Source organism: Streptomyces sp. MI02-7b, from assembly GCF_033793585.1.
Taxonomy (GTDB): domain Bacteria; phylum Actinomycetota; class Actinomycetes; order Streptomycetales; family Streptomycetaceae; genus Actinacidiphila.
Genome location: NZ_JARAWX010000010.1, coordinates 121,577 through 145,175, shown reverse-complemented (window position 1 = coordinate 145,175; position 23,599 = coordinate 121,577). Strand labels below are relative to the sequence as shown.

Below are 23,599 nucleotides of genomic sequence, written 5' to 3'. Positions count from 1 at the left end.
CTTCCGGTTGCGACGAGAACGAGCCTATAGCACGCACATTCGATTTACGCAGCTGGTGCGGCACCTTCACCCGATCGAGTGTCCCGCGCTAGCGTCTTCCGCAGGACGGGGATCACGTGCACCCATCCTGCACCTGTGTGCGACCAGGAGGTCCCGTGTCTGTCCAACGACCCGACCCCGAGCACGATGCGGCCGAACTGCGCCAAGCCACCGAACGGCTGATCGACGCCGTGTCCGCGCTCCCGCCCGCGAGCCTCGCCGAGCCGTCCCGCCTCGCCGGCTGGACCCGCGGCCACGTCCTGACCCACCTGTCCCGCAACGCCGACTCACTGGTCAACCTGCTCATCTGGGCCCGCACCGGCGAGGAGGTCGCCCAGTACGCCAGCGGCGAGAGCCGCGACCGCGACATCGAGGCCGGCGCCGGCCGCACGCTCGCCGAGCAACTGGACGACCTGCGCATCTCCACCGCCCGGCTGGCGACCGCGATCGAGGAGACCCCGCCGCAGTGCTGGGCGTCGCAAGTGGTCATGCGCTCGGGCCACGTCATCGCCGCCGCCGAGATCCCCTACGTGCGCCTCATGGAGATCTACTTCCACCACGTCGACCTCGGCATCGGCTACACCTGCGAGCACTTCCCCGTGCCCTTCTCGATCCGTGAGCTCGCCGCCGTCGTCGACGACCTGTCCGGCCGCGAGGGCGTCGCCGCCGTGCGCCTGCACGACACGGACAGCGGCGAGAAGTGGGTGATCGGTGCCGCACCGGAGCCCGAGCTGACGGTCAGCGGAACCCGGCACGCCCTGCTGGCCTGGGTCACCGGCCGTTCCGCCGGCGAGCAGCTGAGCGTTCAGCCGGACGTCCCCCTGCCGGTGCTGCCACCACTAGGCTGAGGCCATGACGTACAGCGGCGAGGTCAGGGTGGGCGGCGCGCCCGACGTGCACGAACTCAAGGACCTCATCATCACCAAGGTCGCGGTCGGCCCGATGGACAACAACGCCTACGTGCTGCGCTGCCGCGCCACGGACGAGCAGTTGCTCATCGACGCGGCCAACGACGCGCACACGCTGATCGAGGTGGCCGGCAGCGACGGGCTCGCGTCCGTCGTCACCACGCACCGGCACGGCGACCACTGGCAGGCCCTGCAGGCCGTGGTGGACGCCACCGGCGCCCGCACCTACGCCGGCCGGCACGACGCCGAGGGCATCCCGGTGCGCACCGACGTCCCCGTCGAGGACGGCGACACGATCAGCGTCGGCCAGGTCGCCCTCACCGCCCGCCACCTGGTGGGCCACACCCCCGGCAGCATCGTCCTGATCTACGACGACCCGCACGGCCATCCGCACGTCTTCACCGGCGACTGCCTGTTCCCGGGCGGCGTCGGCAACACCCACGACAACCCCGACCACTTCTCGAGCCTCTTCGAGGGCGTCAAGGCCAAGCTCTTCGACACCCTCCCCGACGAGACCTGGGTCTACCCCGGCCACGGCCGGGACACCACGCTCGGCGACGAGCGGCCGCACCTGGCCGAATGGCGCGAACGCGGCTGGTGACCGCCGGCCGCGGGGGTGGCGCCACCGTATCGGCGGCACCACCCCCCGCGCACCCGGGTCGTTGGACCGGCGTGCGCACTGATGTCTCCATGACCCGGATCGCCGCCGCCTCGGCGGCCGGGACCGCGATCGAGTTCTACGACTTCTTCGCCTACGGCACCGCGGCAGCCCTCGTCCTGGGCCCGCTGTTCTTCCCCGCCTTCTCCCCCGTCGCCGGGACGCTCGCGGCGTTCGGCACCTTCGCGGTGGGCTTCGTGGCACGGCCGCTCGGCTCGGTGCTGTTCGGGCACATCGGCGACCGCCTCGGGCGGCGCCCGGTGCTGATGGGCTCCCTGCTGCTGACCGGGGCCGCGACGACCGCCGTGGGCCTGGTGCCCACCTATGACGCGATCGGGGTGGCCGCGCCCGTGATCCTGGTGGCGCTGCGCTTCCTGCAGGGGCTCGGGCTCGGCGGCGAGTGGGGCGGGGCGGTGCTGCTGGCCGCGGAGCACGCTCCGGCGCGGCGGCGGGGACTGTGGGCGAGCCTGCCGCAGACCGGCCCGGCGGTGGGCTTCGTCGTGGCGAACGGGATCGTGCTGGCGCTGTCGGCGGGGCTGAGCGACGCCGCGTTCCGCTCCTGGGGGTGGCGCGTGCCGTTCTGGGCCGCGGGGGCGCTGGCGCTGGCCGGGCTGGCCCTGCGGGCGGCGCTGCCGGAGACCCCGCAGTTCGCGCGGGCCGCGGAGCGCGGCGAGCTGTCCCGGGTGCCGCTGGTGGAGCTGCTGCGCGGCCACTGGCGGCTGCTGCTGCTCACGGCGGGCGCGATGGCCTGCGGCTACGCCGTCTTCTACACCGTGACCACGTGGTCGCTCTCGTACGCCACCGAGCGGCTCGGCATGGACCGCACCGTGGTGCTCGGCTGCGTGCTGGCGGCCGTCGTGGTCAAGGGCGCGGCGACGCCCTGGGTGGGGCTGCTCGGGGACCGCTGCGGGCGACGGCCCCTGGCGCTCGCCGGGACGGCGGCGATGGGGGCGGTGATCTTCCCGTACGCCTGGCTGCTGGGCACCGGCTCGCCGTCGGCGCTCGTCCTGGGGTCCGCCGCACAGCTGCTGGCCTTCATCGCGGTCTTCGCGGTGCTGGGGGCGTACCTGCCCGAGCTCTACCCGCAGCGGGTGCGCTGCACCGGCGCCTCGCTCGGCTACAACCTCGGCGGCATCCTGGGCGGCGCCCTCACCCCGGTCGCGGCGACCCGGCTGTCGGGGGAGGACGGCGGCGCGCCCTGGGGGGTGGCCGTCTACGTCGCGGTGGTCGCGCTGCTCAGCACGGCCTGCTTCGCGGCGCTGCCGGACCCGCGCCGCGAGGACACCAGGACGCGGGAGGCCGCGGGCACAGGGACGGCGGCGGGGTCCGTGGCCGTCGGCCACGGACCCCGCGCGAACTGAGACCTCCCGGTGCCGGAGCCCCGGGGACGGGTCAGGCGTCGATGTGCCGCTCCTCCTCGCTGCGGCTGCGCTCCTCCGGCGCCGACTGCTTCCTGGACGTCCTCAGGCTCGTCACCGTGGTGACCGCGAGGACCAGGACGATGAAGCCGAGGGAGAACGGGATGCTGATCTCGGGCACATGGACACCCGACTCGTGCAGCGCGTGCAGCACCAGCTTGACGCCGATGAAGCCGAGGATCACCGACAGCCCGTAGGACAGGTGCACCAGCTTCCGCAGCAGGCCGCCGATGAGGAAGTACAGCTGCCGCAGGCCCATCAGCGCGAAGGCGTTCGCGGTGAAGACGATGTACGGGTCCTGGGTGAGGCCGAAGATCGCGGGGATGGAGTCCAGTGCGAACAGCACGTCGGTGGTGCCGATCGCCAGCATGACCACGAGCATCGGGGTCATGATCCGCTTGCCGTTCTTCTGGATGAACAGCTTGGTGCCGTGGTAGCGGTCGGCGACGCCGAAGCGTCGCTCGGCGGCCTTGAGCAGCCGGTTCTCCTCGAACTCCTCGTCCTGCTCACCTGCGCGGGCCTCCTGGATCAGCTTCCAGGCGGTCCAGATGAGGAAGGCGCCGAAGAGGTAGAAGATCCAGGCGAAGTTGGCGATGATCGCCGCACCGGCGGCGATGAAGCCGGCTCGCAGCACCAGCGCGATCAGCACGCCGATCAGCAGGACGCGCTGCTGGTACTGGGTGGGCACCGAGAACTTCGCCATGATCAGGACGAAGACGAAGAGGTTGTCGACGCTGAGCGACTTCTCGGTGATGAAGCCGGCGAAGAACTCGCCCGCGGGCTGCCCCCCGGCGAACAGCAGGAGGCCGAGGCCGAAGAGAGCGGCCAGGGTGATCCAGACGACGGTCCAGATCCCCGCCTCCTTGATCGACACGTCATGGGGCTTGCGCCCGATGAAGAAGTCGATGGCGATGAGGGCGCTGAGACCGGCGATGGTCAGCACCCAGAGGTTCAAGGACACATCCATGCGATGCCTCCGGCAGATGGGCTGGCAAGAGTCAGCGTGACCGCTGCCGGAGGTCTCCTCCACCCTGGCGCCTCGCGCTCGGGCCGGTGCCCCGGGGCTGTTCTTTCCCGTGCTGACGGGTGCACCGCGTAGGAGTACTCCCCTCCGCGTAAAGAACAGTACACGAAATACCAAGGAAAGGTAAAGACGGTAAAGTGATGGTCAATCAGGTGGGATCGGGGCAGGGCGTCGCCGACCGGCCGTGACCGCCGTCGGACGGTGATCGACCAGTGGCCGGCCGGCCGCTCAGCGGCGGCCCCGGTCGTAGGTACGGCGCGCCGCCGCGACCTGACGCAGGACCCGCGGCACCACCTGGCTGCCGGGCGGGGCCAGCGGGGGTTCGTACGTCCAGGCGTGGCCGACCCACGGGTCGGCCAGGTGGTCGTCGGGCGACGGGGTCAGCCGCAGCAGCGAGCGCCACAGGGGATCCAGGACGGGGCCGTACTCCCGGGCGTCCTCGCGGTCGGCGACGAGCAGCAGGTGGACGCCGACCTGGGGGCCCTCGTCGGCCAGGTAGCGCAGCTGCGTGATGGTCCGGTCGTCGAAGCCGTACGGGAAGTCGTTGACGACCAGGAGCTGCCGGGCCGGGTCGAACCCGGGCGGCAGCTGCACCGGGCCGCCCGCGTCCAGTGCCATCTGCACCAGGTCGACGCGCTGCGTCAGCCGGGCGACCAGCGCGGCCACCCCGGCGGCTCCCGTGGCGGGCGGTTCACGCAGCGCGCCGGAGTCGGTGAAGGGGGCCAGCGCCCCGGTGGCCGATCCGGCCGGGTCCACCACGCGGACGGCGAACTCCCCCGCCGGATGGGACGCGAGCAGCCGCGCGGCGAGGGCGACGGCCACGTCCACCGCCCCGCGCCGATCCTGCGCGCTGTCGACCCACAGCCCCCGCTCCAAAGGGAGCCGCACCAGCATGGGGATGCGCAGCTCGGGACGCTCGGGCAGATGGAGGTCGCCGAGCCGGACCGCCATGGGGGGCTCGGTGGGTGCCGTCCAGCCGTGCCACACCGGGCTCTCCCAGCCCGCGAAGGGCGGCGGCAGGGCGGGTTCCACCACGTCGCGCTCCGCGGCCAGCTGGGCCAGGTCCCGGTCCAGGACGGCACGCGCCCGGTCGACGAGCTCGGCCTGGCGGGCCCTGGCCTGGTCGCGGGCGGCCTCGGCGGCGGGGCCGACCCGGGTCCGCGGATCGGCGAGGACGGCGTCGAGCTCCCGGTCGAGCCGGGACTCGGCGAAGTCGACGGCGCTGCGGTAGGCGGCGATGGCGCGGGACAGGTCCTCGAACATGCCCCAGACCTGGTTGTACAGGCGCTCCTCCAACGTCCGGCCGGCGGCGTCGCCCGCGACGGGCGCCGGGGGCGCCGCCGGCGCCGTGCCGGTGGGAGGAGCCGGAGGCGTCGTAGGGCTCGTCGCGGCGCGCCGGCCGGCGGCAGCCTCCGGCCGGGGCCGCTCCCGGGGCGGAACGCGGTCCCTGGCCTGCGACGGAACAGGCGGTGCGGACGGTGCGTCACTCCCGGTCCCGGGCGCCGGCGCGGTCAGGGCGGCGGCCAGCCGGCCGGCGTCGGTCGCGGAGAGCCCCTGGTCGCGCAGGAGCTCGAGGAGCCCGCCCGCGTAGCCCTGGCCGAGCGCGCGCACCTTCCAGGCGCCCTGGCGGCGGTACAGCTCCAGAGCGACGATGGCGGACTCGCTGCGGAGCCCGGTGACGGTGAAGCTCGCGATCTCGGCACCGCCGGGGGCGACGAGCGCGAGATGCGGCGCGGCGCAGACCCCGAACCGGGTGGGTGCGCCCGTGACCGCGGGCAGCGCGAGCAGGACGTGCACCCGCTCCACGGCGGCCGGGACCGCGTCCAGGTCGACCGCGAGCCGGTGCTCGGAGGCCGGGCCGGACGGCATCTCGATCCCCGGCAGGCCGCCGGAGCCGGGCAGGGCGACCGCGTCGGGCCCGCTCACCCTTCCCTGCCCGTCGCCCAGGGTGACGCCGGGCACCACCGCCGTGCCCGCCGACACCCGGATCTCGACCCGGGTGCCGGGGAGCGGATGGTTCTGTCCGTGGACCAGTTCGGCGGTCATGCCCGCGCCCCCTCGTGCCCGGCCTGCCTGTCTAGAGCGCCGGCAGGATCGCCGGGATGAGGTCCTGGAAGGTGCGGCCGTTGGCCGGGGTGCCGATGGCGGTCATCGACCAGGCCGCGCCGTTGCGCTGCACCTTCGCCATGATCTGCGCGGTGTAGGCGCCGCCCCCGGTGAGGGTGTAGCGGGCCAGCTCCTGCCCGTTGGTCTCGTCGACCAGCCGGCAGAAGGCGTTCTGCACCTCTTGGAAGGTCTGTCCGGTGAAGGAGTTGACCGTGAAGATGATCTGGTCCACGTGCACGGGCACCCGCGCCAGGTCGACCAGGATGGACTCGTCGTCGCCGCCCTGGCCGGCGCCGCCGACCAGGTTGTCGCCGGTGTGCCGGACCGAGCCGTCGTCGCTGACGAGGTGCCGGAAGAACACCACGTCCACGGGCTGCTTGTCGGCGAAGAGCACGGCGGAGGCGTCGAGGTCGATCTCCCGGGTGCGGGAGCCGAACAGGCCACGACGCGGGGCCGCCTGCCAGCCGAGCCCCATGCGCACCGACGTGAGGGTCCCCCCGTCCGTCTTCTGCAGGCTGATCTTCTGACCCTTGGTCATGTTGACCGTCACGCGCTGTCCCCTCTCACCCAGTTTGCCGACGTGCGGTTGCTCCGCACCCTATGGGTAGACGCGTGACCGGCGCACCGCGGTTCGGCAACCGCGGTGCGCGACGGGGAACGGCGTCAGGCCACACCCGCCTCCCGCATCTGCCGCAGCTCCTTCTTCAACTCGCCCACCTCGTCGCGCAGTCGGGCCGCCACCTCGAACTGGAGGTCCGCGGCGGCCGTGTGCATCTGGTCGGTCAGCTCACCGATGAGCTCGGCCAGTTCGGCGGCCGGCAGGCTCTTGTCGGCGCGCTTGCCGCCGGCCTTGCCGGACAGCCCCGGAACGGGGGCCTTGCCGCGCGAGCGCTGGCGGCCGGAGCCCAGCAGCTCCTCGGTGTCGGCGTCCTCGCGGGCGAAGGAGTCCATGATCCCGGCGATCTTCTTGCGCAGCGGCTGCGGGTCGATGCCCCGCTCCTCGTTGTACGCGATCTGCTTGGCCCGGCGCCGGTTGGTCTCGTCGATGGCCTTCTCCATGGCCGGGGTGATCTTGTCGGCGTACATGTGCACCTGGCCGGAGACGTTGCGCGCCGCGCGGCCGATGGTCTGGATCAGCGAGGTGCCCGATCGCAGGAAGCCCTCCTTGTCGGCGTCCAGGATGGCCACCAGGGAGACCTCGGGCAGGTCAAGGCCCTCGCGGAGCAGGTTGATGCCGACCAGGACGTCGTACTCGCCCGCGCGCAGCTCCCGCAGGAGCTCCACGCGGCGCAGGGTGTCGATGTCGCTGTGCAGGTAGCGCACCTGGATGCCGAGTTCCAGCAGGTAGTCGGTGAGGTCCTCGGACATCTTCTTGGTGAGGGTGGTGACCAGGACGCGCTCGTCGCGCTCCGCGCGCAGCCGGATCTCGTGCACCAGGTCGTCGATCTGCCCCTTGGTGGGCTTGACGATCACCTCGGGGTCGACCAGACCGGTCGGGCGGATGATCTGCTCGACGACACCGTCGCCGCGGGACAGCTCGTACGGACCCGGGGTGGCCGACAGGTAGACGGTCTGGCCGACACGTCCCAGGAACTCCTCCCACTTCAGCGGGCGGTTGTCGAGCGCGGAGGGCAGCCGGAAGCCGTGGTCGACCAGGGTCCGCTTGCGGGAGGCGTCGCCCTCGTACATGGCGCCGATCTGCGGCACGGTGACGTGCGACTCGTCGATGACGAGGAGGAAGTCCTCGGGGAAGTAGTCGATCAGGGTGTCGGGGGCGGAGCCCGTCTCGCGGCCGTCGATGTGCCGCGAGTAGTTCTCGATGCCGGAGCAGGTGCCGATCTGCCGCATCATCTCGATGTCGTACGTGGTCCGCATCCGCAGCCGCTGGGCCTCCAGCAGCTTGCCCTGCTTCTCCATGACGGCCAGCTGCTCGCCGAGCTCCTTCTCGATGCCGGCGATGGCGCGCTCCATGCGCTCGGGCCCGGCGACGTAGTGGGTGGCGGGGAAGACGTACATCTGCTCGTCCTCGGTGATGATCTCGCCGGTGAGCGGGTGCAGTGTGTACAGGGCCTCGATCTCGTCGCCGAACATCTCGATGCGGACGGCGAGCTCCTCGTAGACCGGGAAGATCTCGATGGTGTCGCCGCGCACGCGGAAGGTGCCGCGGGTGAACGCCACGTCGTTGCGCGCGTACTGGATGTCGACGAACTTGCGCAGCAGCGCGTCGCGGTCGATCTCCTGGCCCACCTGGAGACGGACCATGCGGTCGATGTACTCCTGCGGCGTGCCGAGGCCGTAGATGCAGGACACCGAGGCGACCACGATCACGTCCCTGCGGGTCAGCAGGGAATTGGTGGCCGAGTGGCGCAGCCGCTCGACCTCCTCGTTGATGGAGGAGTCCTTCTCGATGTAGGTGTCCGTCTGCGGGACGTACGCCTCGGGCTGGTAGTAGTCGTAGTACGACACGAAGTACTCGACCGCATTGTTCGGCAGCAGTTCGCGGAATTCGTTGGCGAGCTGGGCGGCCAGGGTCTTGTTGGGCGCCATGACCAGGGTCGGACGCTGCAGCCGCTCGATCATCCAGGCGGTGGTGGCCGATTTTCCGGTGCCGGTGGCACCGAGCAGGACGACGTCGTTCTGACCGGCGCGGATGCGCCGCTCCAGGTCGTCGATGGCCGTCGGCTGGTCGCCGCTGGGCTGGAAGGGGCTGACGACCTCGAAGGGCGCCACACTGCGTTCGATGTCTGATACGGGCCGCATGGGTCAACGGTACGACCCCCCACTGACAACCGGGCCCGCGCCGGTGGCGCCGCGGGCCCGGCGCCGGTCCGGGTGCCGCGGTGAGGGCCGTGACGGAAGCGGCGCGGGTCGGGGCCCGGACCCGCCCCGGAATATCGCTCTCAATTTTCGCCGGTGAATCATCGGATTCATTCACGGGCGATCACAAATAAGAGTCCTGGGGAATTTCGCGCATGATCCCGGAAAGGCCCGACGGAATTGCCCGGCGCCGATAGCCTCTCCGGCATGGAGCGCCGCACACCAGTCCTGATCGCCGGCCTCCTGGCGGTCGCCCTGGCCGCTGGAGCCGCTCACCTCCTCAGCGCCACGGCGCCGGGGGGAACCAGGGGCGCGGCGCCGCCCGGCGGCGTGACCTTCCTGCCGTACGTGGACGCGTCGCAGACCTCGGTCTACAACATGGCCGCGGCCGTCCGGCACAGCGGTGTGGACGGCTTCACGCTCGGCTTCGTCACCGCGCGCGACGGATGCGTGCCCTCCTGGGACGGCCGCGACGGGATCGACCACGGCCCCCTGGCGGCCCGCGTCGCCGCCCTGCGCGCCGCGGGCGGCACCCTGCGGGTGTCCTTCGGCGGGGCGGACGGCACCGAACTGGCGAGCGCCTGCGGCAGCACTGGGGAACTGGCCGCCGCCTACGCCTCGGTGATCGACCGTTACGACCTGACCCGGGTGGACTTCGACATCGAGGGCGCCGCCCTGGCCGACGCGTCCGCCACCACGCGCAGGGCGCGCGCGGTGGCCCTGCTGCAGCGGCAGGCGAAGGCCGCCGGCCGCTCCCTCACCGTCTCCTTCACGCTGCCCGCCATGCCGTCGGGACTCACGGACGGCGCCGCGGTGGTGGTGGCAGCGGCCGCCCGGGAGGGCGTGGACGTCGGCGCCGTCAACCTCATGGCGATGGACTACGGCCCCGCGTACACCGGCGACATGGGCTCGTACGCGGTACGGGCCGCCACCGCCGCCCAGGCGACCGTGAAGTCCCTGCTGGGCCTGTCGGACGCGGACGCCTGGCGGGCGCTGGAGGTGACCCCGATGATCGGCGTCAACGACATCGAAGGCGAGGTCTTCACGCTTCAGGACGCAGCCCAACTGTCGGCGTTCGCGCGGAGGAAGGGGCTGGGCGGACTGTCGATGTGGTCCGCCGACCGCGACCGCGGATGCGCGGTCGCGGCGGACGACGGCGCCATGGAGACGGTCTCCGACCGCTGCAGTGGTGTCGGGCAGCGTCCCTTGGCGTTCGCGCGGGCGCTCGCGCACTCGGGAGGCGTGGGCAGCGCGTGAGCCGGCACCGGCCGGTCGGGCCGCTCCTCGGCGAACCGGTCCGGGTGTACGGATCGGGGGCGGGCGCCGACTTCATCCCGCGGGAACCGCACGTCACCCACACCCCCTCACATCGCTCCCGGGAGCGCCGTGATCCGTTCCAGCGGCCCGTAGGGACCGCCCTCCAGTGCGGCCCGCAGGGCGGCGACCACCTCGCCCGGGGCACGGGCCAGGGCGGCCGGGGCGACGCGCAGCACCCGCAGGCCCAACGCCTCCCACCGGGCGCGTCCGCCGCCGGGGCCGAGGTCCAGCACGAGTCCGTCGCGCGCCCAATAGGCGTCCGGGGAACCGACGAAGGCGCCGTCGAGATGGAGGGTGGGACGCCACAGCGGCTGCCGCAGGCCGGATCTGGCCACCAGGGCGCGCGCCAGAGGGCCGGCGGCGGGCGGCCGGACCTCGTTCGCCAGGGACTCCAGCAGGGCGGCCACGCCCGGGCGGCGACCGAGCACCGACTCACCCAGTTCGGCGGCGACTATGCCGGCCGGCACGCCCATCACCACGACCAGTTCCTGCACCACGTCACGGGCCCACTCGGGGTCGATGGACTCCCGCAGGGCGTCGGCGGCCGCCCGCACCACCGGGGCCACCGGCACGCCGTCCACCGGGTCGGGCGCCGGCAGGGCCCTGGCGTGGTGGACCCGTACCCAGGTGTGGGTGCGGATCCGCCGGTCGCTGGGCACCAGGACATCGACCACCGGCAGCCCCGGCGGGAGCGCGGCGGCGGCGACACCGTGCAGCCGCAGCGCCGCCGCCCCGGTGATCATGGCCCTGGTCAGCGGGTGCCCGGCGAACGCCAGGGCCGCCCGGCACCGCTGGGCGGCGCTGAGCGGACCGGAGTGCAGCACCGCGACCCGGGGCAGCGGCCGCTGCCACCTGCCGCCGGGCCGGCAGCGCTCGCGCACCAGGCGCTGCGGCACGCCGGCTTCGGCGAGCTGGGCGACGGTGGCCACCCGGTCCTGCTCGCGGGCGAGTTTGCGCAGGGCCGCGGAGTAGTCGTTTCGCGTCATGCGAGCCCCATCCCCCACCGTGGCCACTCGACTACCTTTTGTGACAGACCTGTCGAGAACCGCCACCCTCGCGAGTGGCCACGCGGCGCGGTGTTGCCGGGGCGGGCCGCCGGCGGCGGCAGCCGCGGGACACCGGGGCCGCGGCCCGCTGTCGGTGCCTCCGCCTACGCTGGTGCACGTGACGAATCCCGAGACCTCGACGCGCGCGGTGGCCTGGACGGTGGCGGACACCGCGGTCGGTCCGCTGCTGCTGGCCGCCACCGAGAAGGGCCTGGTCCACGTCGCTTTCCGGGCCGACGAGGCCACCACCGGCGCCGCCCTGGAGCGCCTCGCCGCCCGGCTCGGCGCCACGCCCGAGCACCTGCCCGACGGCCCGGCGGGCGACCGGCTGCGCGAGGCGGTGGAGCAGGTCGAGGCGTACTTCCGTGGCACGTTGCGGGAGTTCACCCTCGAACTGGACTGGTCGCTGAGCTCCGGCTTCAACCGCAGGGTGCTGCGCGAACTGGCGGGAGGCGTTCCGTTCGGCAGCGTCGTCGGCTACCAGGACCTGGCGAACCGCGTCGGGGAGCCCGGCGCCGCGCGGGCGGTCGGCGTGGCCATGGGCTCCAACCCGCTGCCGGTCGTCGTCCCCTGCCACCGCGTTCTGGAGAGCGACGGCGGGATCGGCGGCTTCGGCGGCGGCCTGCGGATGCTGGACATCAAGCGCTCGCTGCTGGCGAAGGAAGGCGTCCTGCCCGAGCCGCTGTTCTGACAGCCGGGCAACGGGCACGACAGGTCCGGCAGGAGGGGGGACGACAGTATGGACACGCACGACAGGGGCGAAACGCCGCCCTTCCGCCTGGAGGAGGGCGCGACCGGCTCACCGGTGCTGCTGCACGTGCCGCACAGCGCACGGACGGTGCCGGCGCCGGTCCGCGAACGGATCCTGCTCGACGACGCCGGGCTGGACGCCGAGTTGGACCGTATGACGGACTCCCACACCGCGCTGCTCGCCGAGCGGGCCGCCGTCGGCACGGGCGCCTGGCGCTTCGTCAACGGGCTGTCCCGGCTGGTCGTCGACCCCGAACGGTTCCCCGACGAGCGCGAGGAGATGCGCGCCGTCGGCATGGGCGCCGTCTACACCCGCACCTCGCACCTGACGCCGCTGCGCGAGGACGACGCCGCACACGAACACGCGCTGCTGGACGCCTGGTTCCACCCCTACGCGGCGGCGATGACCGCCGCGGTGCAGGACCGGCTGGATGCCGCGAGCCGGGCCGTCGTCATCGACGTGCACTCCTACCCGAGCGCGCCGCTGCCCTACGAGCTGCACGGCGACGGCCCGCGGCCTCCGGTGTGCCTGGGCACCGACGCCTTCCACACCCCGCCGTGGCTGTCGGCCGCGGCGCGCGAGGCCTTCGCCGGATGCGGTGGGATCGGGCTGGACTCGCCGTTCTCCGGCACCTATGTGCCGCTCAAGCACTACCGGGCGACGCCCGGGGTGTCCGCGCTGATGGTCGAGATCCGGCGGGACGTCTACATGGACGAACCCGGTGGCGCCCCGCACGCCGGCCTCGACCTCGTCGCCGGGGCACTGGCCACGCTGATCGGCCTCATCGAGGCGGGTCCCGCCGGCTGACCTCGCGTCCGGTGCTCGCGGTGCGCCGTACGGGCCGCAGCCGAGCGGCGGTCCCCGCTCCGCTCAGGCGGAGTCGGGGAACCGGGCGGCCTGCAGATAGTCCGGCTTGGGGTCGAGCGCCGCGGCGAGCCGGAAATGCCGTCGCGCCTCCCCGTCACGGCCCGCCCGCTCCAGAGTGCGGCCGAGCGCGAAGTGCGCGAACGCGTTGTCCGGCTCGCGCTCCAGGACGACCTGGAACTCGAGCTCGGCAGGGCGCAGCTGCGCGGCCAGGAAGAACGCCCGTGCCCTCAGCAGACGGGCAGCGGTGTTCTCCGGGTGCACGGCGATGACCGAGTCCAGCAGCTTCACCGCCCCGCGCGCATCCCGCGCCTCGAGGAGCTTCTCCGCCGCGCGGAAGTCGATCACGTGGTTCTCGGGGCTCTGCTCGGGCACAGCCGCCTCCTTCCCCGGGCATTCAATGGGTCACAACTACCCAACATCACCACCCGCATATGCATTCCCCCACAGGATCCGGCCCGACCCCGCGGCGGACGTCACGCCTCCTCCGCGACCGGCCGGCCCTCCTCCAGCGCCGCGGGCCCGCGCCCGCCCTGCGGCGCCTCCAGTGCCGCCGGGGCGGCCCCGCCGGCCTCGACGGCCCCCGCGGCCGGCACGGCAGCCTCCTGCGGCCGGTCGGAACCCGAAGCCCGCTCGAAGAACCGCAGCATCTCCACGGGGAACGGCATGACCAGCGTGGAGTTCTTCTCCGCCGCCACCTCGACAACGGTCTGCAGCAGGCGCAACTGCATCGCGGCCGGTGTCTGGTCCATCGCCAGCGCCGCCTGGGCGAGCTTCTCCGAGGCCTGCAGCTCACCGTCGGCGGTGATGATGCGCGCCCGCCGCTCCCGGTCGGCCTCGGCCTGCCGGGCCATGGACCGCTTCATCGACTCCGGCAGCGCCACGTCCTTGATCTCCACCCGGTCGATGTGGATGCCCCACTCGACGGCGGGGGTGGCCAGCAGCAGTTCCAGGCCCTCGTGGATCGCCTCGCGGCCCGACAGCAGGTCGTCCAGCTCGCTCTTGCCGATCACGGATCGCAGCGACGTCTGCGCGACCTGCAACATGGCGAACTGGTAGTTCTGCACATGCACCGTGGCCTTGACCGGGTCGACGACGCGGAAGTACAGCACCGCGTCCACCCGCACCGAGACGTTGTCCCGGGTGATGCCCTCCTGCGAGGGCACCGGCATGGTGACCACCTGCATGTTGACCTTGGTCATGCGGTCCACGAACGGCACGAGCAACCGCGGTCCCGGCTCCTTGGCCGCCGCCCGCACCCGCCCCAGGCGGTAGACCACACCGCGCTCGTACTGCTTGATCACCCGGAAGCTGCTCTTCAGACCCACCAGGACCAGCACCGCGGCAACCACCGCGAGCACGGCCGACACGCCTTCCATCCCCATCCCCCTCTGTCCACAGGTGCAGTGAAGCCACTGCTCCTCGGACGCCGGCGGAGGGGCTGCCGGATCAGCTCTTGACGATATTTTGACGCAACTGCTCCCACAGCCGCCGGACCTGAGGCTCCAGCGCCTCCAGCGGGCCGTCGTTGTCGATCACCACATCGGCGATCGCCAGCCGTTCCGCGCGGTCCGCCTGGGCCGCCATACGGGCCCGCGCCTCGTCCTCGGTCATGCCGCGCAGCCGCACCAGCCGGTCCAGCTGGGTGTCCGGGGCGGCATCCACGACCACGACCACGTCGTACAGCGCGGCCAGCTTGTTCTCCGCGAGCAGCGGCACGTCGTTCACCACGACGGCGTCGGGCCCGGCACCCGCCTCCAGTGCCGCGGAGCGCTCCCGGACCAGCGGGTGGACGATCGCGTTGAGCGCTCGCAGCCGCTCGGGGTCGGAGAAGACGATGCCGCCGAGCCTCGGCCGGTCCAGGCTGCCGTCGGCGGTCAGCACCTCCTCGCCGAACTCGGCGACGACCGCCGCCAGGCCGGGTGTGCCCGGCTCCACGACCTCGCGCGCGATGCGATCGGCGTCGATCAGCACCGCCCCGTACGAGGAGAGCAGTCGCGACACCTCGCTCTTGCCCGCCCCGATCCCGCCCGTCAGCCCCACAGTGACCATGGCGCGAGACTACCGGTGCCCCCCGACCCGGACGAGCCGGGTCACGGGCCCGACGGCGCCAGGCCTGGCGAGGCCGGGCCGTGCCGTCCGGGAGACCCGGATCAGGAACCGTCGTCCTCGCGGTCGGCCAGGAAGCGCTCGAACTCCGCCGCCAGATCGTCCGCCGACGGCAGGTCCACCGGCTCGGCGATCAGGTTGTCCCGGGTCTGCCCCCCGGCCAGCGCGTCGTACTGGTTCTCCAGCCCGCGCACGACCGACACCAGCTCCGCGTCGCCCTCCTCGACCTGACGGTCGATCTCCACCCGGACGGTGTGCGCCTCGGTGCGCAGCGCGTGCGCCACCTGCGGCAGCACCAGTCCCGTCGCCGCCGTCAGTGCCTCCACCACGGCCAGCGCCGAATCCGGGTAGCCGGAACGGGCCAGGTAGTGCGGCACGTGCGCGGCGATGCCGAGCACGTCACGCCCCGACTCCGCGAGCCGCAGCTCGATCAGCGACTCCGCGCTGCCGGGCACCTGCGCCTCGTCGAACCAGCTGCGGTGACCGGGAATCAGGTCCAGCCTGTTGCCGTGCGGCGTCAACCCGACCGGGCGGGTGTGCGGCACACCCATCGGAATGCCGTGGAAGTTGAGCGCCAGCCGCACCCCCAGCCGCTCCACGATCTCCACGACCGCGGCGGCGAACCGCTCCCACTCCACGTCCGGTTCCTGGCCCGACAGCACCAGGAAGGGGGCGCCGGTGCTGTCGCGCACCAGGCGCAGGGCGATCTCCGGGGCGTCGTAGGCCGTCCAGTGATCGCGCTGGAACGTCATCAGCGGGCGCCGGGCCCGGTAGTCCACCAGCCGGTCGGCGTCGAAACGCGCCACCACCTGATGCTCCTGGCGCTCCAGCAGTTCCTCGACCACCTGGGCGCCGGTCTCCCCGGCGTCGATGTACCCGTCGAAGTGGTACAGCAGCACGGGCCCGGTCTCGCCGAACGCCTCGTCGACGGCCTCTGCCCCGCCCGGCTCGTATGCGTACAGCCCCTGGGGATCCAGCACCGTGCACCCTTCTTTCGCTCTGATCAACTTCTGGTGCAACGAAGGGCGCACCCCCCGCATTCCCACGGCGACGCCCCGGAACGCGGAACGGCCCGCCCCCCAGAGGGGAACGGGCCGTTCCGTCGTACCCGGGGCCGGAGCCCCTGCGATCAGCTCTGGCCGCCGGCCAGCTTCTCGCGGAGCGCGGCGAGCGCCTCGTCCGACGCGAGCGCGCCCGAGGTGTCGCTGGACTCCGAGGAGTACGAGCCACCGGCGGGGCCGGCCGCCGGAGCGGCCTGGCCGGCCTCGGCCGCAGCCTCGGCGTCGGCCTCGCGGGACTTGATGACCTGGGCCTGGTGCTGCTCGAAGCGGGACTGCGCCTCGGCGTACTGGCGCTCCCACTCCTCGCGCTGCTTCTCGTACCCCTCGAGCCAGTCGTTGGCCTCGGGGTCGAAGCCCTCGGGGTAGATGTAGTTGCCCTGGTCGTCGTAGGACGCGGCCATGCCGTACAGGGTCGGGTCGAACTCGACCGAGGCCGGGTCGGCACCGAAGGACTCGTTGGCCTGCTTCAGCGAGAGGCTGATGCGACGGCGCTCGAGGTCGATGTCGATGACCTTGACGAAGATCTCGTCGTTGACCTGGACGACCTGCTCCGGGATCTCCACGTGGCGCTCGGCCAGCTCGGAGATGTGGACCAGGCCCTCGATGCCCTCGTCCACCCGGACGAACGCACCGAACGGCACCAGCTTGGTGACCTTGCCGGGGACGACCTGGCCGATCTGGTGCGTACGGGCGAACTGCTGCCACGGGTCTTCCTGGGTCGCCTTCAGCGACAGGGAGACACGCTCGCGGTCCATGTCGACGTCCAGGACCTCGACCGTGACCTCCTGGCCGACCTCGACGACCTCGGAGGGGTGGTCGATGTGCTTCCAGGACAGCTCGGACACGTGCACGAGGCCGTCCACGCCACCCAGGTCCACGAAGGCACCGAAGTTGACGATGGAGGAGACGACGCCGGAGCGCACCTGCCCCTTCTGGAGGGTGGTGAGGAAGGTCTGACGGACCTCGCTCTGGGTCTGCTCCAGCCACGCGCGGCGGGACAGGACCACGTTGTTGCGGTTCTTGTCCAGCTCGATGATCTTGGCCTCGAGCTCCTTGCCGACGTACGGCTGGAGGTCGCGGACACGACGCATCTCGACGAGCGACGCGGGGAGGAAGCCCCGGAGGCCGATGTCGAGGATGAGACCACCCTTGACGACCTCGATGACGGTACCGGTGACGATCCCGTCCTCTTCCTTGATCTTCTCGATCGTGCCCCAGGCGCGCTCGTACTGGGCGCGCTTCTTGGACAGGATCAGCCGGCCCTCCTTGTCCTCCTTCTGGAGGACCAGGGCCTCGATCTCGTCGCCCACGGCGACGACCTCGTTGGGGTCGACGTCGTGCTTGATCGAAAGCTCGCGCGAAGGGATGACACCCTCGGTCTTGTAACCGATGTCGAGCAGGACCTCGTCCCGGTCGACCTTCACGATGACGCCGTCGACGATGTCGCCGTCGTTGAAGTACTTGATCGTCTCGTCGATCGCGGCGAGGAAGGCTTCCTCGGAACCGATGTCGTTGACCGCCACCTGCGGGGTGGTACGAGGGGCCTGGGCCTCGGTGCTGCTCGTCATTAGGAAAAGGGCTCCGGTACGGACATGAAGTCGTAGGTACTGCTACGCCGTAAGCCCGTTTCGCTCCTGCCGATTCCGGACAGCCCACAAGGCCGAGAGGTTTACAACAGATGTGAGCGCAGCCTGCTCCGTCCGAGGCGCGCAGGCTCGCAGCGCAACTTGTAGCATACGGGGGCAGCCGGGCACGGTCAATGCGCGAAGAGCACACCACGGGCGGAACACCCCGTACCGGGCACTGGCACAACACGTGCTGCGGCGGCACCACAGCCACAGGTCACCACAGAGGGTACGACGACCACAGCGATGATCCAAGCACCGCCCCCCCAGCCCGTCCCGGAAGAACCCGAGGCCACCCGCCGTGTCGCGGACGGCACAGAGAGCAGCCGCGCCAATCGCGGCTGGTGGGACCGCAATGCCGACGAGTACCAGACCGACCACGGCGAGTTCCTCGGCGACGCCGAATTCGTGTGGGGACCCGAGGGGCTGAACGAGGAGGACGCCCGGCTTCTCGGCCCCGCCGAACGGCTCGCGGGCGCCGCCGTCCTCGAGATCGGCGCCGGCGCCGCCCAGTGCTCCCGCTGGCTCGCCGCGCAGGGCGCCCACCCGGTCGCCCTCGACCTCTCCCACCGCCAGCTCCAGCACGCCCGCCGCATCGACCAGCACGCCGCGAACGGCACAGCCCCCCGATTCCCCCTCGTACAGGCCGACGCGAGCGCCCTGCCCTTCGCCGACGCCGCCTTCGACCTCGCCTGCTCCGCCTACGGCGCACTGCCCTTCATCGCCGACACCGCCCGCGTCATGAGCGAGGTCCGGCGCGTCCTGCGCCCCGGCGGACGCTGGATCTTCTCCGTGACCCACCCCGTCCGCTGGGCCTTCCCCGACGAACCCGGCCCCGAAGGCCTCACCGCCTCCGCGTCCTACTTCGACCGCACCCCCTACGTCGAACAGGACGAGAACGGACGTGCCGTCTACGTCGAACACCACCGCACCCTCGGCGACCGCATCCGCGAACTGACCGCCGCCGGCTTCGTCCTCACCGACCTCGTCGAACCCGAATGGCCCGCCTGGAACACCGAGGAATGGGGCGGCTGGTCACCCCTGCGCGGCCGGCTCATCCCCGGCACGGCGATCTTCGTCTGCACCGCCGGATGAGCGACCGCCTGAGCGCGTCCCGCAAGGACGCGCTCGCCGCGCTCCCCGTCCGCACCGCACTCCCCGCACTGCGCGACGCACTCGACGGCCACGGCTGCGCCGTGCTCGCCGCCCCGCCCGGCACCGGAAAGACCACCTTGGTGCCGCTCGCCCTCGCCGGCCTCACCGGCGACGGGCCCACCCGCCGGGTGATCGTCGCCGAACCCCGCCGCATGGCCGCCAAGGCCGCCGCCCGGCGCATGGCCTGGCTCCTCGGCGAAGAACCCGGGGACCGCGTCGGATTCACCGTCCGCGGCGAACGCAAGGTCTCCCCCCGCACCCTCGTGGAGGTCGTCACCACCGGCGTCCTGCTGCAGCGCCTCCAACGCGACCAGGAACTCCCCGGCGCCGACACCGTCCTGCTCGACGAATGCCACGAACGGCACCTCGACGCCGACACCGCCATGGCCTTCCTGCTGGACGTCCGCGCCGCCCTCCGCCCCGACCTGCGCATCGTCGCCGCCTCCGCCACCACCGACGCCGACGCCTGGTCCCGGCTGCTGGACGGCGCACCCGTGATCCGCGCCGAGGGCCGCGCCCACCCCGTCGACCTCAGCTACGCGCCGCCCCCGCGCGGCATCCGCCCCCCGCACGGCATGCGCGTCGACCCCGCCCTGCTCGACCACATCGCCGCGACCGTGCGCACCGCACTGCGCGACCACGACGGCGACATCCTGTGCTTCCTGCCCGGCACCGGCGAGATCGCCCGCGTCGCCGGACTCCTCGGCGGCGACCACGGCCTCCACGCCGACGTGCTCCAACTGCACGGCCAAGCCCCCGCGGCCGTACAGGAAAGCGTCCTGCGCGGCGGCGACGGCACCCGGCGCCGTATCGTCCTCACCACCTCCGTCGCCGAATCCAGCCTCACCGTGCCCGGCGTCCGCATCGTCGTCGACTCCGGACTCGCCCGCGAACCCCGCACCGACCACGCCCGCGGCCTGGGCTCCCTCACCACCGTCCGGGCCTCCCACGCCACCGCCGCCCAACGCCTCGGCCGAGCCGGCCGCGAAGCCCCCGGCCACGCCTACCGCTGCTGGAACCAGGCCGACGACGCCGGCCGCCCCCGCTACCCCTCCCCCGAGATCGCCATCGCCGACCTCACCCAGTTCGCCCTCCAGGCCGCCGCCTGGGGCGACCCCGAGGCCACCGGACTCGCCCTCCTCGACCCGCCCCCCGCGGGCGCCCTGGCCGCCGCACGCGACGTCCTCACCGCCATCGGCGCCACCCGCCCCGACGGCCGCCCCACCGACCACGGCACCCGCATGGCCCGCGTCGGCCTCCACCCCCGCCTCGCCCGTGCCCTCCTCGACGGCGCCCCCCGCGTCGGCACCCGGCGCGCCGCCGACATCGTCGCCCTCATCTCCGAAGAACCCCCGCGCGGCTACGGCGACGACCTCACCACCGCCTGGCGCACCGCCCGCCACGCCCACGACGCCTACGCCGCACGCTGGCGCGCCGAAACCCGCCGCCTCGCCGCCGCGGCCCCCGACCACCCCGCGGGCGCCCTCACCGACGACACCGCCGCAGGCCTCGTCACCGCCCTCGCCTTCCCCGAACGCGTCGCCCGCCGCCGCGCCGCCGGCAGCTACCTCATGGCCTCCGGCACCGCCGCCGACCTCACCCCCGGCACCCGCCTCGGCACCCCCGAATGGCTCGCCGTGGCCGTCGCCGACCGCCCCGCCGGCGCACCCTCCGCCCGCGTCCGGCTCGCCACCGTCATCGACGAGGACACCGCCCGCACCGCCGCCGCGCCCCTCCTCGCCGCCCACGACGACGTCTCCTGGACCGACGGCGACATCACCGCCCACCACACCGTCCGCCTCGGCGCCATCGAACTCAGCACCCGCCCGCTGGCCTCCCCCGACCCCGGCCTCCTGCGCGCCGCCCTCCTCGACGGCCTCCGCCGCGAAGGCCCCGCCCTGCTCCGCTGGTCCCGCGACGCCACCACACTCCGGCAGCGCCTGGCCTTCCTGCACCGCGAACTCGGCGCCCCCTGGCCCGACGTCTCCGACGACGCCCTCCTGGACCGCGCCGACGAATGGCTCGCCCCCGAACTCGCCCGCGCCCGCCGTCGCGCCGACCTCACCCGCATCGACGCCGGCGCCGCCCTCTCCCGCCTCCTCCCCTGGGCCGGCGGCGAAGCGGCCCGGCTCGGCGAACTCGCCCCGGAACGCATGGAGATCCCCTCCGGCTCCCGTGTCCGCGTCTCCTACGACGACGACCGGCCCGTCCTCGCCGCCAAGCTCCAGGAACTCTTCGGCTGGACCGCCACCCCGCGCATCGCGGACGGCCGCGTCCCCCTCGTCGTCCACCTCCTGTCCCCCGCAGGCCGGCCCGCCGCCGTCACCTCCGACCTCGCCTCCTTCTGGCGCGAGGGCTACCGCGCCGTCCGGGCGGAACTGCGCGGGCGCTACCCGAAGCACCCCTGGCCGGAGGACCCGTCGACGGCCACGGCCACGCGGCACACGAAGGCGCGGCTCAGTACTTCGGACCGACGAAGCGGTCCATGAGGGCGACGGAGGCCTTGCGGGCGACGGAGACGTTGCAGGCGTTCGCCTGCCGCCACGCGACGCCGAGCGTGTCCAGGGTGTCGGTGTACAGCCGCCGGATGTCGACGGACTTGTTGGTGAAGAAGTACCGCGGGTACTCGTAGCGCCTGGGCTCCCCGCCCACCAGCCGCGTGGTCCGGTTGACGACCCGGCTGCCGTCGGAATGGATCAGCCCGCGCACGAAGTCCCAGGGGTGCTCGTCGACGACCGCCTGCTGCCACGGTTCCAGTGCGATGGGCCGTTCGTGCTTCCTGCCGGGGCCGTGCTGCGGGAACAGGCACGGCCAGTGGCGGCCGTAGGACGTCACCATGGTGCAGCCCTGGGCGTGGACGCGGCAGACGGAGTTCCCGGGGCAGACGGCCCGGACCGCCTCCTCGCAGGCGTCGATCAGGCCGGGCCAGGCGTCGCTACAGGCGATGCGGAGGGTATGGCCGCCACGGGGCTGAGGGCTGATGCAGCCGTCGCCCAGGTAGAGGCCGAGCAGATAGGCGTAAGCGGGGCCCGAAGCGCGGCCCGGGCAGTCCGGAACGCTCCGTTTGGGTTCGACGCGGACGCGCCACTCGCGGAGGGCCGAACGCGATACGCCGGTCATCCGGCTCACGGCATTGAGACTGTGTCCCTGGGAGACGAGTGCGAGGGCCCGGCGGCGCTCGGTGAGGTCGTACACAGGTCCGACGCTGCTGCGGAAGGCCTCCGCCGGGCCTGGTTCGAAGCCTTGTTCACCTCAACCAGTGAAGATCGTCAACTGGTCGGTCTACCTTGGAATCGAAGGTAAAGTGCCCCGGGTCGGATTCGAACCGACACTGTATGGGTTTTGAATCCATTGCCTGCTGCCAGTTGGGCTACCGGGGCCTTTCGAAACGAAGGACAGTCTAGCCCCTCCGCACATCAAACATACCGCAGCTAGGTAGGCTCTATACCCAGCACCTGCATTGGAACGAGGAGTCCCGTGAGCGCCGCCGAGCCCGAGCCCGTTGACGAGCACACGCACGTACCGCCGCACACCACCCGCGTGGTGATCGCCGAGGACGAGGCTCTGATCAGGCTCGACCTCAAGGAGATGCTGGAGGAAGAGGGCTACTCCGTGGTCGGCGAGGCGGGCGACGGCGAGACGGCCGTGAAGCTGGCCGAGGAGCTCCGGCCGGATCTGGTGATCCTGGACGTGAAGATGCCGGTGCTCGACGGCATCTCGGCGGCGGAGCGGATCGCGAAAAACAAGATCGCGCCGGTGCTGATGCTGACCGCGTTCTCGCAGCGCGAGCTGGTGGAGCGGGCGCGGGACGCCGGGGCGATGGCGTACCTGGTCAAGCCGTTCAGCAAGAGCGACGTGGTGCCGGCCATCGAGATGGCGGTGTCGCGGTTCACGGAGTTGCGGGCGCTGGAGGCGGAGGTCGCGGACCTGAGTCTGCGGCTGGAGACCCGGAAGCTGGTGGACCGGGCGAAGAGCGTGCTGCAGACGAAGTACGGGCTGAGTGAGCCGGCGGCGTTCCGGTGGATCCAGAAGACGTCGATGGATCGCCGGATGACGATGCAGGCGGTGGCCCAGGCGGTGCTGGACGAGGTGGACGGCGCCCCTCAGTAGGGGTCGTGGCGGCCGTCAGGCCGAGTGGTCCGGCCAGTCGAGCCGGGGCAGGGGGATGTCCGCGGCGGGCATCCCTTTGTCGTTGGTGACGGCGAGGTGGTCGACGGCGGCGTTCTTGGGGATGTCGAACCAGAGGTCGTACTGGGCGCTGTCGTGGGCGCCGATGTCGAGCGTGAGCGGCTGGCGTTTGATCTGCATGGCTTCCCAGTCCATGGAGTGCCGGGTTCCGTCGGCGAGGACGAGGCGCTGGTCGTCGTTGTCGAGGTGGGCGCTGACGGCGTCATCGACGGTGACGTCGATCCTGACGCGGCAGAGCCGGCCCTTGGCGGGGTGTTCGGCGTGGGTGCCGACGATGACGGCGATTCCGCAACGCAGGGCGACGGCGCGGATTTCGAGGTTCCCCGGGTGGACGGCGGGGGCGTCGAGGGCGATCTCCAGCTGACGCAGGGGGCGTTGGGGCGCCGGCCGGGGGGTGTGGGGCCAGAGTGCGGCGGCGGCCAGGGCGGTGGCCAGGGCGCCTGTGAGTGCGGCCGTCGCGGCGACGGCCGGCAGGTGTCGGGCAAGTGGCGCCACAGTGACGCCATTTCGGAC

21 protein-coding genes and 1 tRNA gene are annotated in these 23,599 nt (G+C 72.4%); 9 read left to right on the top strand and 13 right to left on the bottom strand.

The features are described 5' to 3' along the window. Positions 1-155: 155 nt before the first annotated feature. The 3 genes from PV364_RS18595 (at position 156) to PV364_RS18585 (ending at position 2,966) form a co-directional block, all read left to right on the top strand. A complete protein-coding gene (locus PV364_RS18595; protein ID WP_319661173.1) occupies positions 156-887 on the top strand; it encodes a maleylpyruvate isomerase family mycothiol-dependent enzyme in 732 nt (243 codons plus the stop codon). 4 nt (positions 888-891) lie between these two features. Then, a complete protein-coding gene (locus PV364_RS18590) occupies positions 892-1,548 on the top strand; it encodes an MBL fold metallo-hydrolase (protein ID WP_319661172.1) in 657 nt (218 codons plus the stop codon). 89 nt (positions 1,549-1,637) lie between these two features. After that, entirely contained in the window at positions 1,638-2,966 is a 1,329-nt protein-coding gene (locus PV364_RS18585) for an MFS transporter (RefSeq protein ID WP_319661171.1), read from the top strand. Between the two features lie 31 nt (positions 2,967-2,997). Here PV364_RS18585 and PV364_RS18580 read toward each other — a convergent pair whose 3' ends face one another. The 4 genes from PV364_RS18580 to uvrB all read right to left on the bottom strand — a co-directional run bounded on the left by PV364_RS18580 (position 2,998) and on the right by uvrB (position 8,913). Continuing rightward, positions 2,998-3,990: a TerC family protein gene (locus PV364_RS18580; protein ID WP_319661170.1), complete on the bottom strand. Its 993-nt coding sequence runs from the start codon at positions 3,988-3,990 to the stop codon at positions 2,998-3,000. A gap of 285 nt (positions 3,991-4,275) precedes the next feature. Then, positions 4,276-6,093, bottom strand: a complete 1,818-nt coding sequence (locus PV364_RS18575; RefSeq protein WP_319661169.1) for a TerD family protein — start codon at positions 6,091-6,093, stop codon at positions 4,276-4,278. 31 nt (positions 6,094-6,124) lie between these two features. Continuing rightward, the gene (locus PV364_RS18570) at positions 6,125-6,703 is read right to left on the bottom strand and encodes a TerD family protein (protein ID WP_319661168.1); all 579 of its coding nucleotides are present in this window, start codon (positions 6,701-6,703) and stop codon (positions 6,125-6,127) included. Positions 6,704-6,816: 113 nt separating this feature from the next. Next, the gene (uvrB, locus tag PV364_RS18565; RefSeq protein WP_319661167.1) at positions 6,817-8,913 is read right to left on the bottom strand and encodes an excinuclease ABC subunit UvrB; all 2,097 of its coding nucleotides are present in this window, start codon (positions 8,911-8,913) and stop codon (positions 6,817-6,819) included. A 264-nt stretch (positions 8,914-9,177) separates the two neighbouring features. On the opposite strand from uvrB, the gene PV364_RS18560 reads away from it, so the two are divergent. Then, positions 9,178-10,227: a chitinase gene (locus tag PV364_RS18560; protein WP_319661165.1), complete on the top strand. Its 1,050-nt coding sequence runs from the start codon at positions 9,178-9,180 to the stop codon at positions 10,225-10,227. A gap of 107 nt (positions 10,228-10,334) precedes the next feature. Here PV364_RS18560 and PV364_RS18555 read toward each other — a convergent pair whose 3' ends face one another. Next, the gene (locus tag PV364_RS18555; protein ID WP_319661164.1) at positions 10,335-11,273 is read right to left on the bottom strand and encodes a hypothetical protein; all 939 of its coding nucleotides are present in this window, start codon (positions 11,271-11,273) and stop codon (positions 10,335-10,337) included. 178 nt (positions 11,274-11,451) lie between these two features. Between PV364_RS18555 and PV364_RS18550 the strand changes: the two genes are divergently transcribed. Further along, a complete protein-coding gene (locus PV364_RS18550) occupies positions 11,452-12,024 on the top strand; it encodes a methylated-DNA--[protein]-cysteine S-methyltransferase (RefSeq protein ID WP_319661163.1) in 573 nt (190 codons plus the stop codon). Positions 12,025-12,072: 48 nt separating this feature from the next. Beyond that, positions 12,073-12,891, top strand: coding sequence for an N-formylglutamate amidohydrolase (locus PV364_RS18545; protein WP_319661162.1), 819 nt, complete (start codon positions 12,073-12,075; stop codon positions 12,889-12,891). A gap of 63 nt (positions 12,892-12,954) precedes the next feature. On the opposite strand, the gene PV364_RS18540 is transcribed toward PV364_RS18545, so the two are convergent. From PV364_RS18540 to rpsA, 5 genes are all read right to left on the bottom strand, one after another. Continuing rightward, positions 12,955-13,323, bottom strand: coding sequence for a tetratricopeptide repeat protein (locus PV364_RS18540; protein ID WP_319661161.1), 369 nt, complete (start codon positions 13,321-13,323; stop codon positions 12,955-12,957). A gap of 101 nt (positions 13,324-13,424) precedes the next feature. Then, on the bottom strand, positions 13,425-14,327 hold the full coding sequence (locus PV364_RS18535) for a slipin family protein (RefSeq protein ID WP_401974580.1): 903 nt from the start codon (positions 14,325-14,327) through the stop codon (positions 13,425-13,427). A gap of 70 nt (positions 14,328-14,397) precedes the next feature. Then, positions 14,398-15,000 (bottom strand): dephospho-CoA kinase, encoded by a 603-nt coding sequence (coaE, locus tag PV364_RS18530; RefSeq protein WP_319661158.1) that lies wholly within the window; start codon positions 14,998-15,000, stop codon positions 14,398-14,400. 101 nt (positions 15,001-15,101) lie between these two features. Continuing rightward, on the bottom strand, positions 15,102-16,037 hold the full coding sequence (locus tag PV364_RS18525) for a PAC2 family protein (protein WP_319661157.1): 936 nt from the start codon (positions 16,035-16,037) through the stop codon (positions 15,102-15,104). A gap of 149 nt (positions 16,038-16,186) precedes the next feature. Beyond that, positions 16,187-17,686 (bottom strand): 30S ribosomal protein S1, encoded by a 1,500-nt coding sequence (rpsA, locus tag PV364_RS18520; protein ID WP_319661156.1) that lies wholly within the window; start codon positions 17,684-17,686, stop codon positions 16,187-16,189. Positions 17,687-17,989: 303 nt separating this feature from the next. On the opposite strand from rpsA, the gene PV364_RS18515 reads away from it, so the two are divergent. Together PV364_RS18515 and hrpB are read left to right on the top strand one after the other, a co-directional pair. Beyond that, on the top strand, positions 17,990-18,838 hold the full coding sequence (locus PV364_RS18515; protein ID WP_319661155.1) for a class I SAM-dependent methyltransferase: 849 nt from the start codon (positions 17,990-17,992) through the stop codon (positions 18,836-18,838). Next, positions 18,835-21,387 (top strand): ATP-dependent helicase HrpB, encoded by a 2,553-nt coding sequence (hrpB, locus tag PV364_RS18510; protein ID WP_319661153.1) that lies wholly within the window; start codon positions 18,835-18,837, stop codon positions 21,385-21,387. The genes PV364_RS18515 and hrpB overlap by 4 nt, the downstream gene beginning before the upstream one ends. Here hrpB and PV364_RS18505 read toward each other — a convergent pair. Together PV364_RS18505 and PV364_RS18500 are read right to left on the bottom strand one after the other, a co-directional pair. Further along, entirely contained in the window at positions 21,356-22,093 is a 738-nt protein-coding gene (locus PV364_RS18505; protein ID WP_319661152.1) for a helix-turn-helix domain-containing protein, read from the bottom strand. The genes hrpB and PV364_RS18505 overlap by 32 nt on opposite strands. Before the next feature lie 110 nt (positions 22,094-22,203). Next, positions 22,204-22,278, bottom strand: a tRNA-Leu gene (locus tag PV364_RS18500). A gap of 97 nt (positions 22,279-22,375) precedes the next feature. Between PV364_RS18500 and PV364_RS18495 the strand changes: the two genes are divergently transcribed. Beyond that, complete coding sequence (locus PV364_RS18495; protein ID WP_319661151.1) at positions 22,376-23,008, top strand: ANTAR domain-containing response regulator; 633 nt, start codon at positions 22,376-22,378, stop codon at positions 23,006-23,008. 15 nt (positions 23,009-23,023) lie between these two features. Here the strand turns inward: PV364_RS18495 and PV364_RS18490 are convergent, their stop codons facing one another. Then, the gene (locus tag PV364_RS18490) at positions 23,024-23,581 is read right to left on the bottom strand and encodes a hypothetical protein (protein WP_319661149.1); all 558 of its coding nucleotides are present in this window, start codon (positions 23,579-23,581) and stop codon (positions 23,024-23,026) included. Between the last annotated feature and the right edge of the window lie 18 nt (positions 23,582-23,599).

Coding starts and splice junctions, on each gene's coding strand:
- uvrB (WP_319661167.1), bottom strand. CDS start 8,913: ATGCGGCCCGTATCAGACATCGAACGCAGTGTGGCGCCCTTCGAGGTC.
- PV364_RS18590 (WP_319661172.1), top strand. CDS start 892: ATGACGTACAGCGGCGAGGTCAGGGTGGGCGGCGCGCCCGACGTGCAC.
- PV364_RS18555 (WP_319661164.1), bottom strand. CDS start 11,273: ATGACGCGAAACGACTACTCCGCGGCCCTGCGCAAACTCGCCCGCGAG.
- PV364_RS18545 (WP_319661162.1), top strand. CDS start 12,073: ATGGACACGCACGACAGGGGCGAAACGCCGCCCTTCCGCCTGGAGGAG.
- PV364_RS18560 (WP_319661165.1), top strand. CDS start 9,178: ATGGAGCGCCGCACACCAGTCCTGATCGCCGGCCTCCTGGCGGTCGCC.
- PV364_RS18575 (WP_319661169.1), bottom strand. CDS start 6,093: ATGACCGCCGAACTGGTCCACGGACAGAACCATCCGCTCCCCGGCACC.
- rpsA (WP_319661156.1), bottom strand. CDS start 17,686: ATGACGAGCAGCACCGAGGCCCAGGCCCCTCGTACCACCCCGCAGGTG.
- hrpB (WP_319661153.1), top strand. CDS start 18,835: ATGAGCGACCGCCTGAGCGCGTCCCGCAAGGACGCGCTCGCCGCGCTC.
- PV364_RS18535 (WP_401974580.1), bottom strand. CDS start 14,327: ATGGAAGGCGTGTCGGCCGTGCTCGCGGTGGTTGCCGCGGTGCTGGTC.
- PV364_RS18580 (WP_319661170.1), bottom strand. CDS start 3,990: ATGGATGTGTCCTTGAACCTCTGGGTGCTGACCATCGCCGGTCTCAGC.
- PV364_RS18515 (WP_319661155.1), top strand. CDS start 17,990: ATGATCCAAGCACCGCCCCCCCAGCCCGTCCCGGAAGAACCCGAGGCC.
- PV364_RS18585 (WP_319661171.1), top strand. CDS start 1,638: ATGACCCGGATCGCCGCCGCCTCGGCGGCCGGGACCGCGATCGAGTTC.
- coaE (WP_319661158.1), bottom strand. CDS start 15,000: ATGGTCACTGTGGGGCTGACGGGCGGGATCGGGGCGGGCAAGAGCGAG.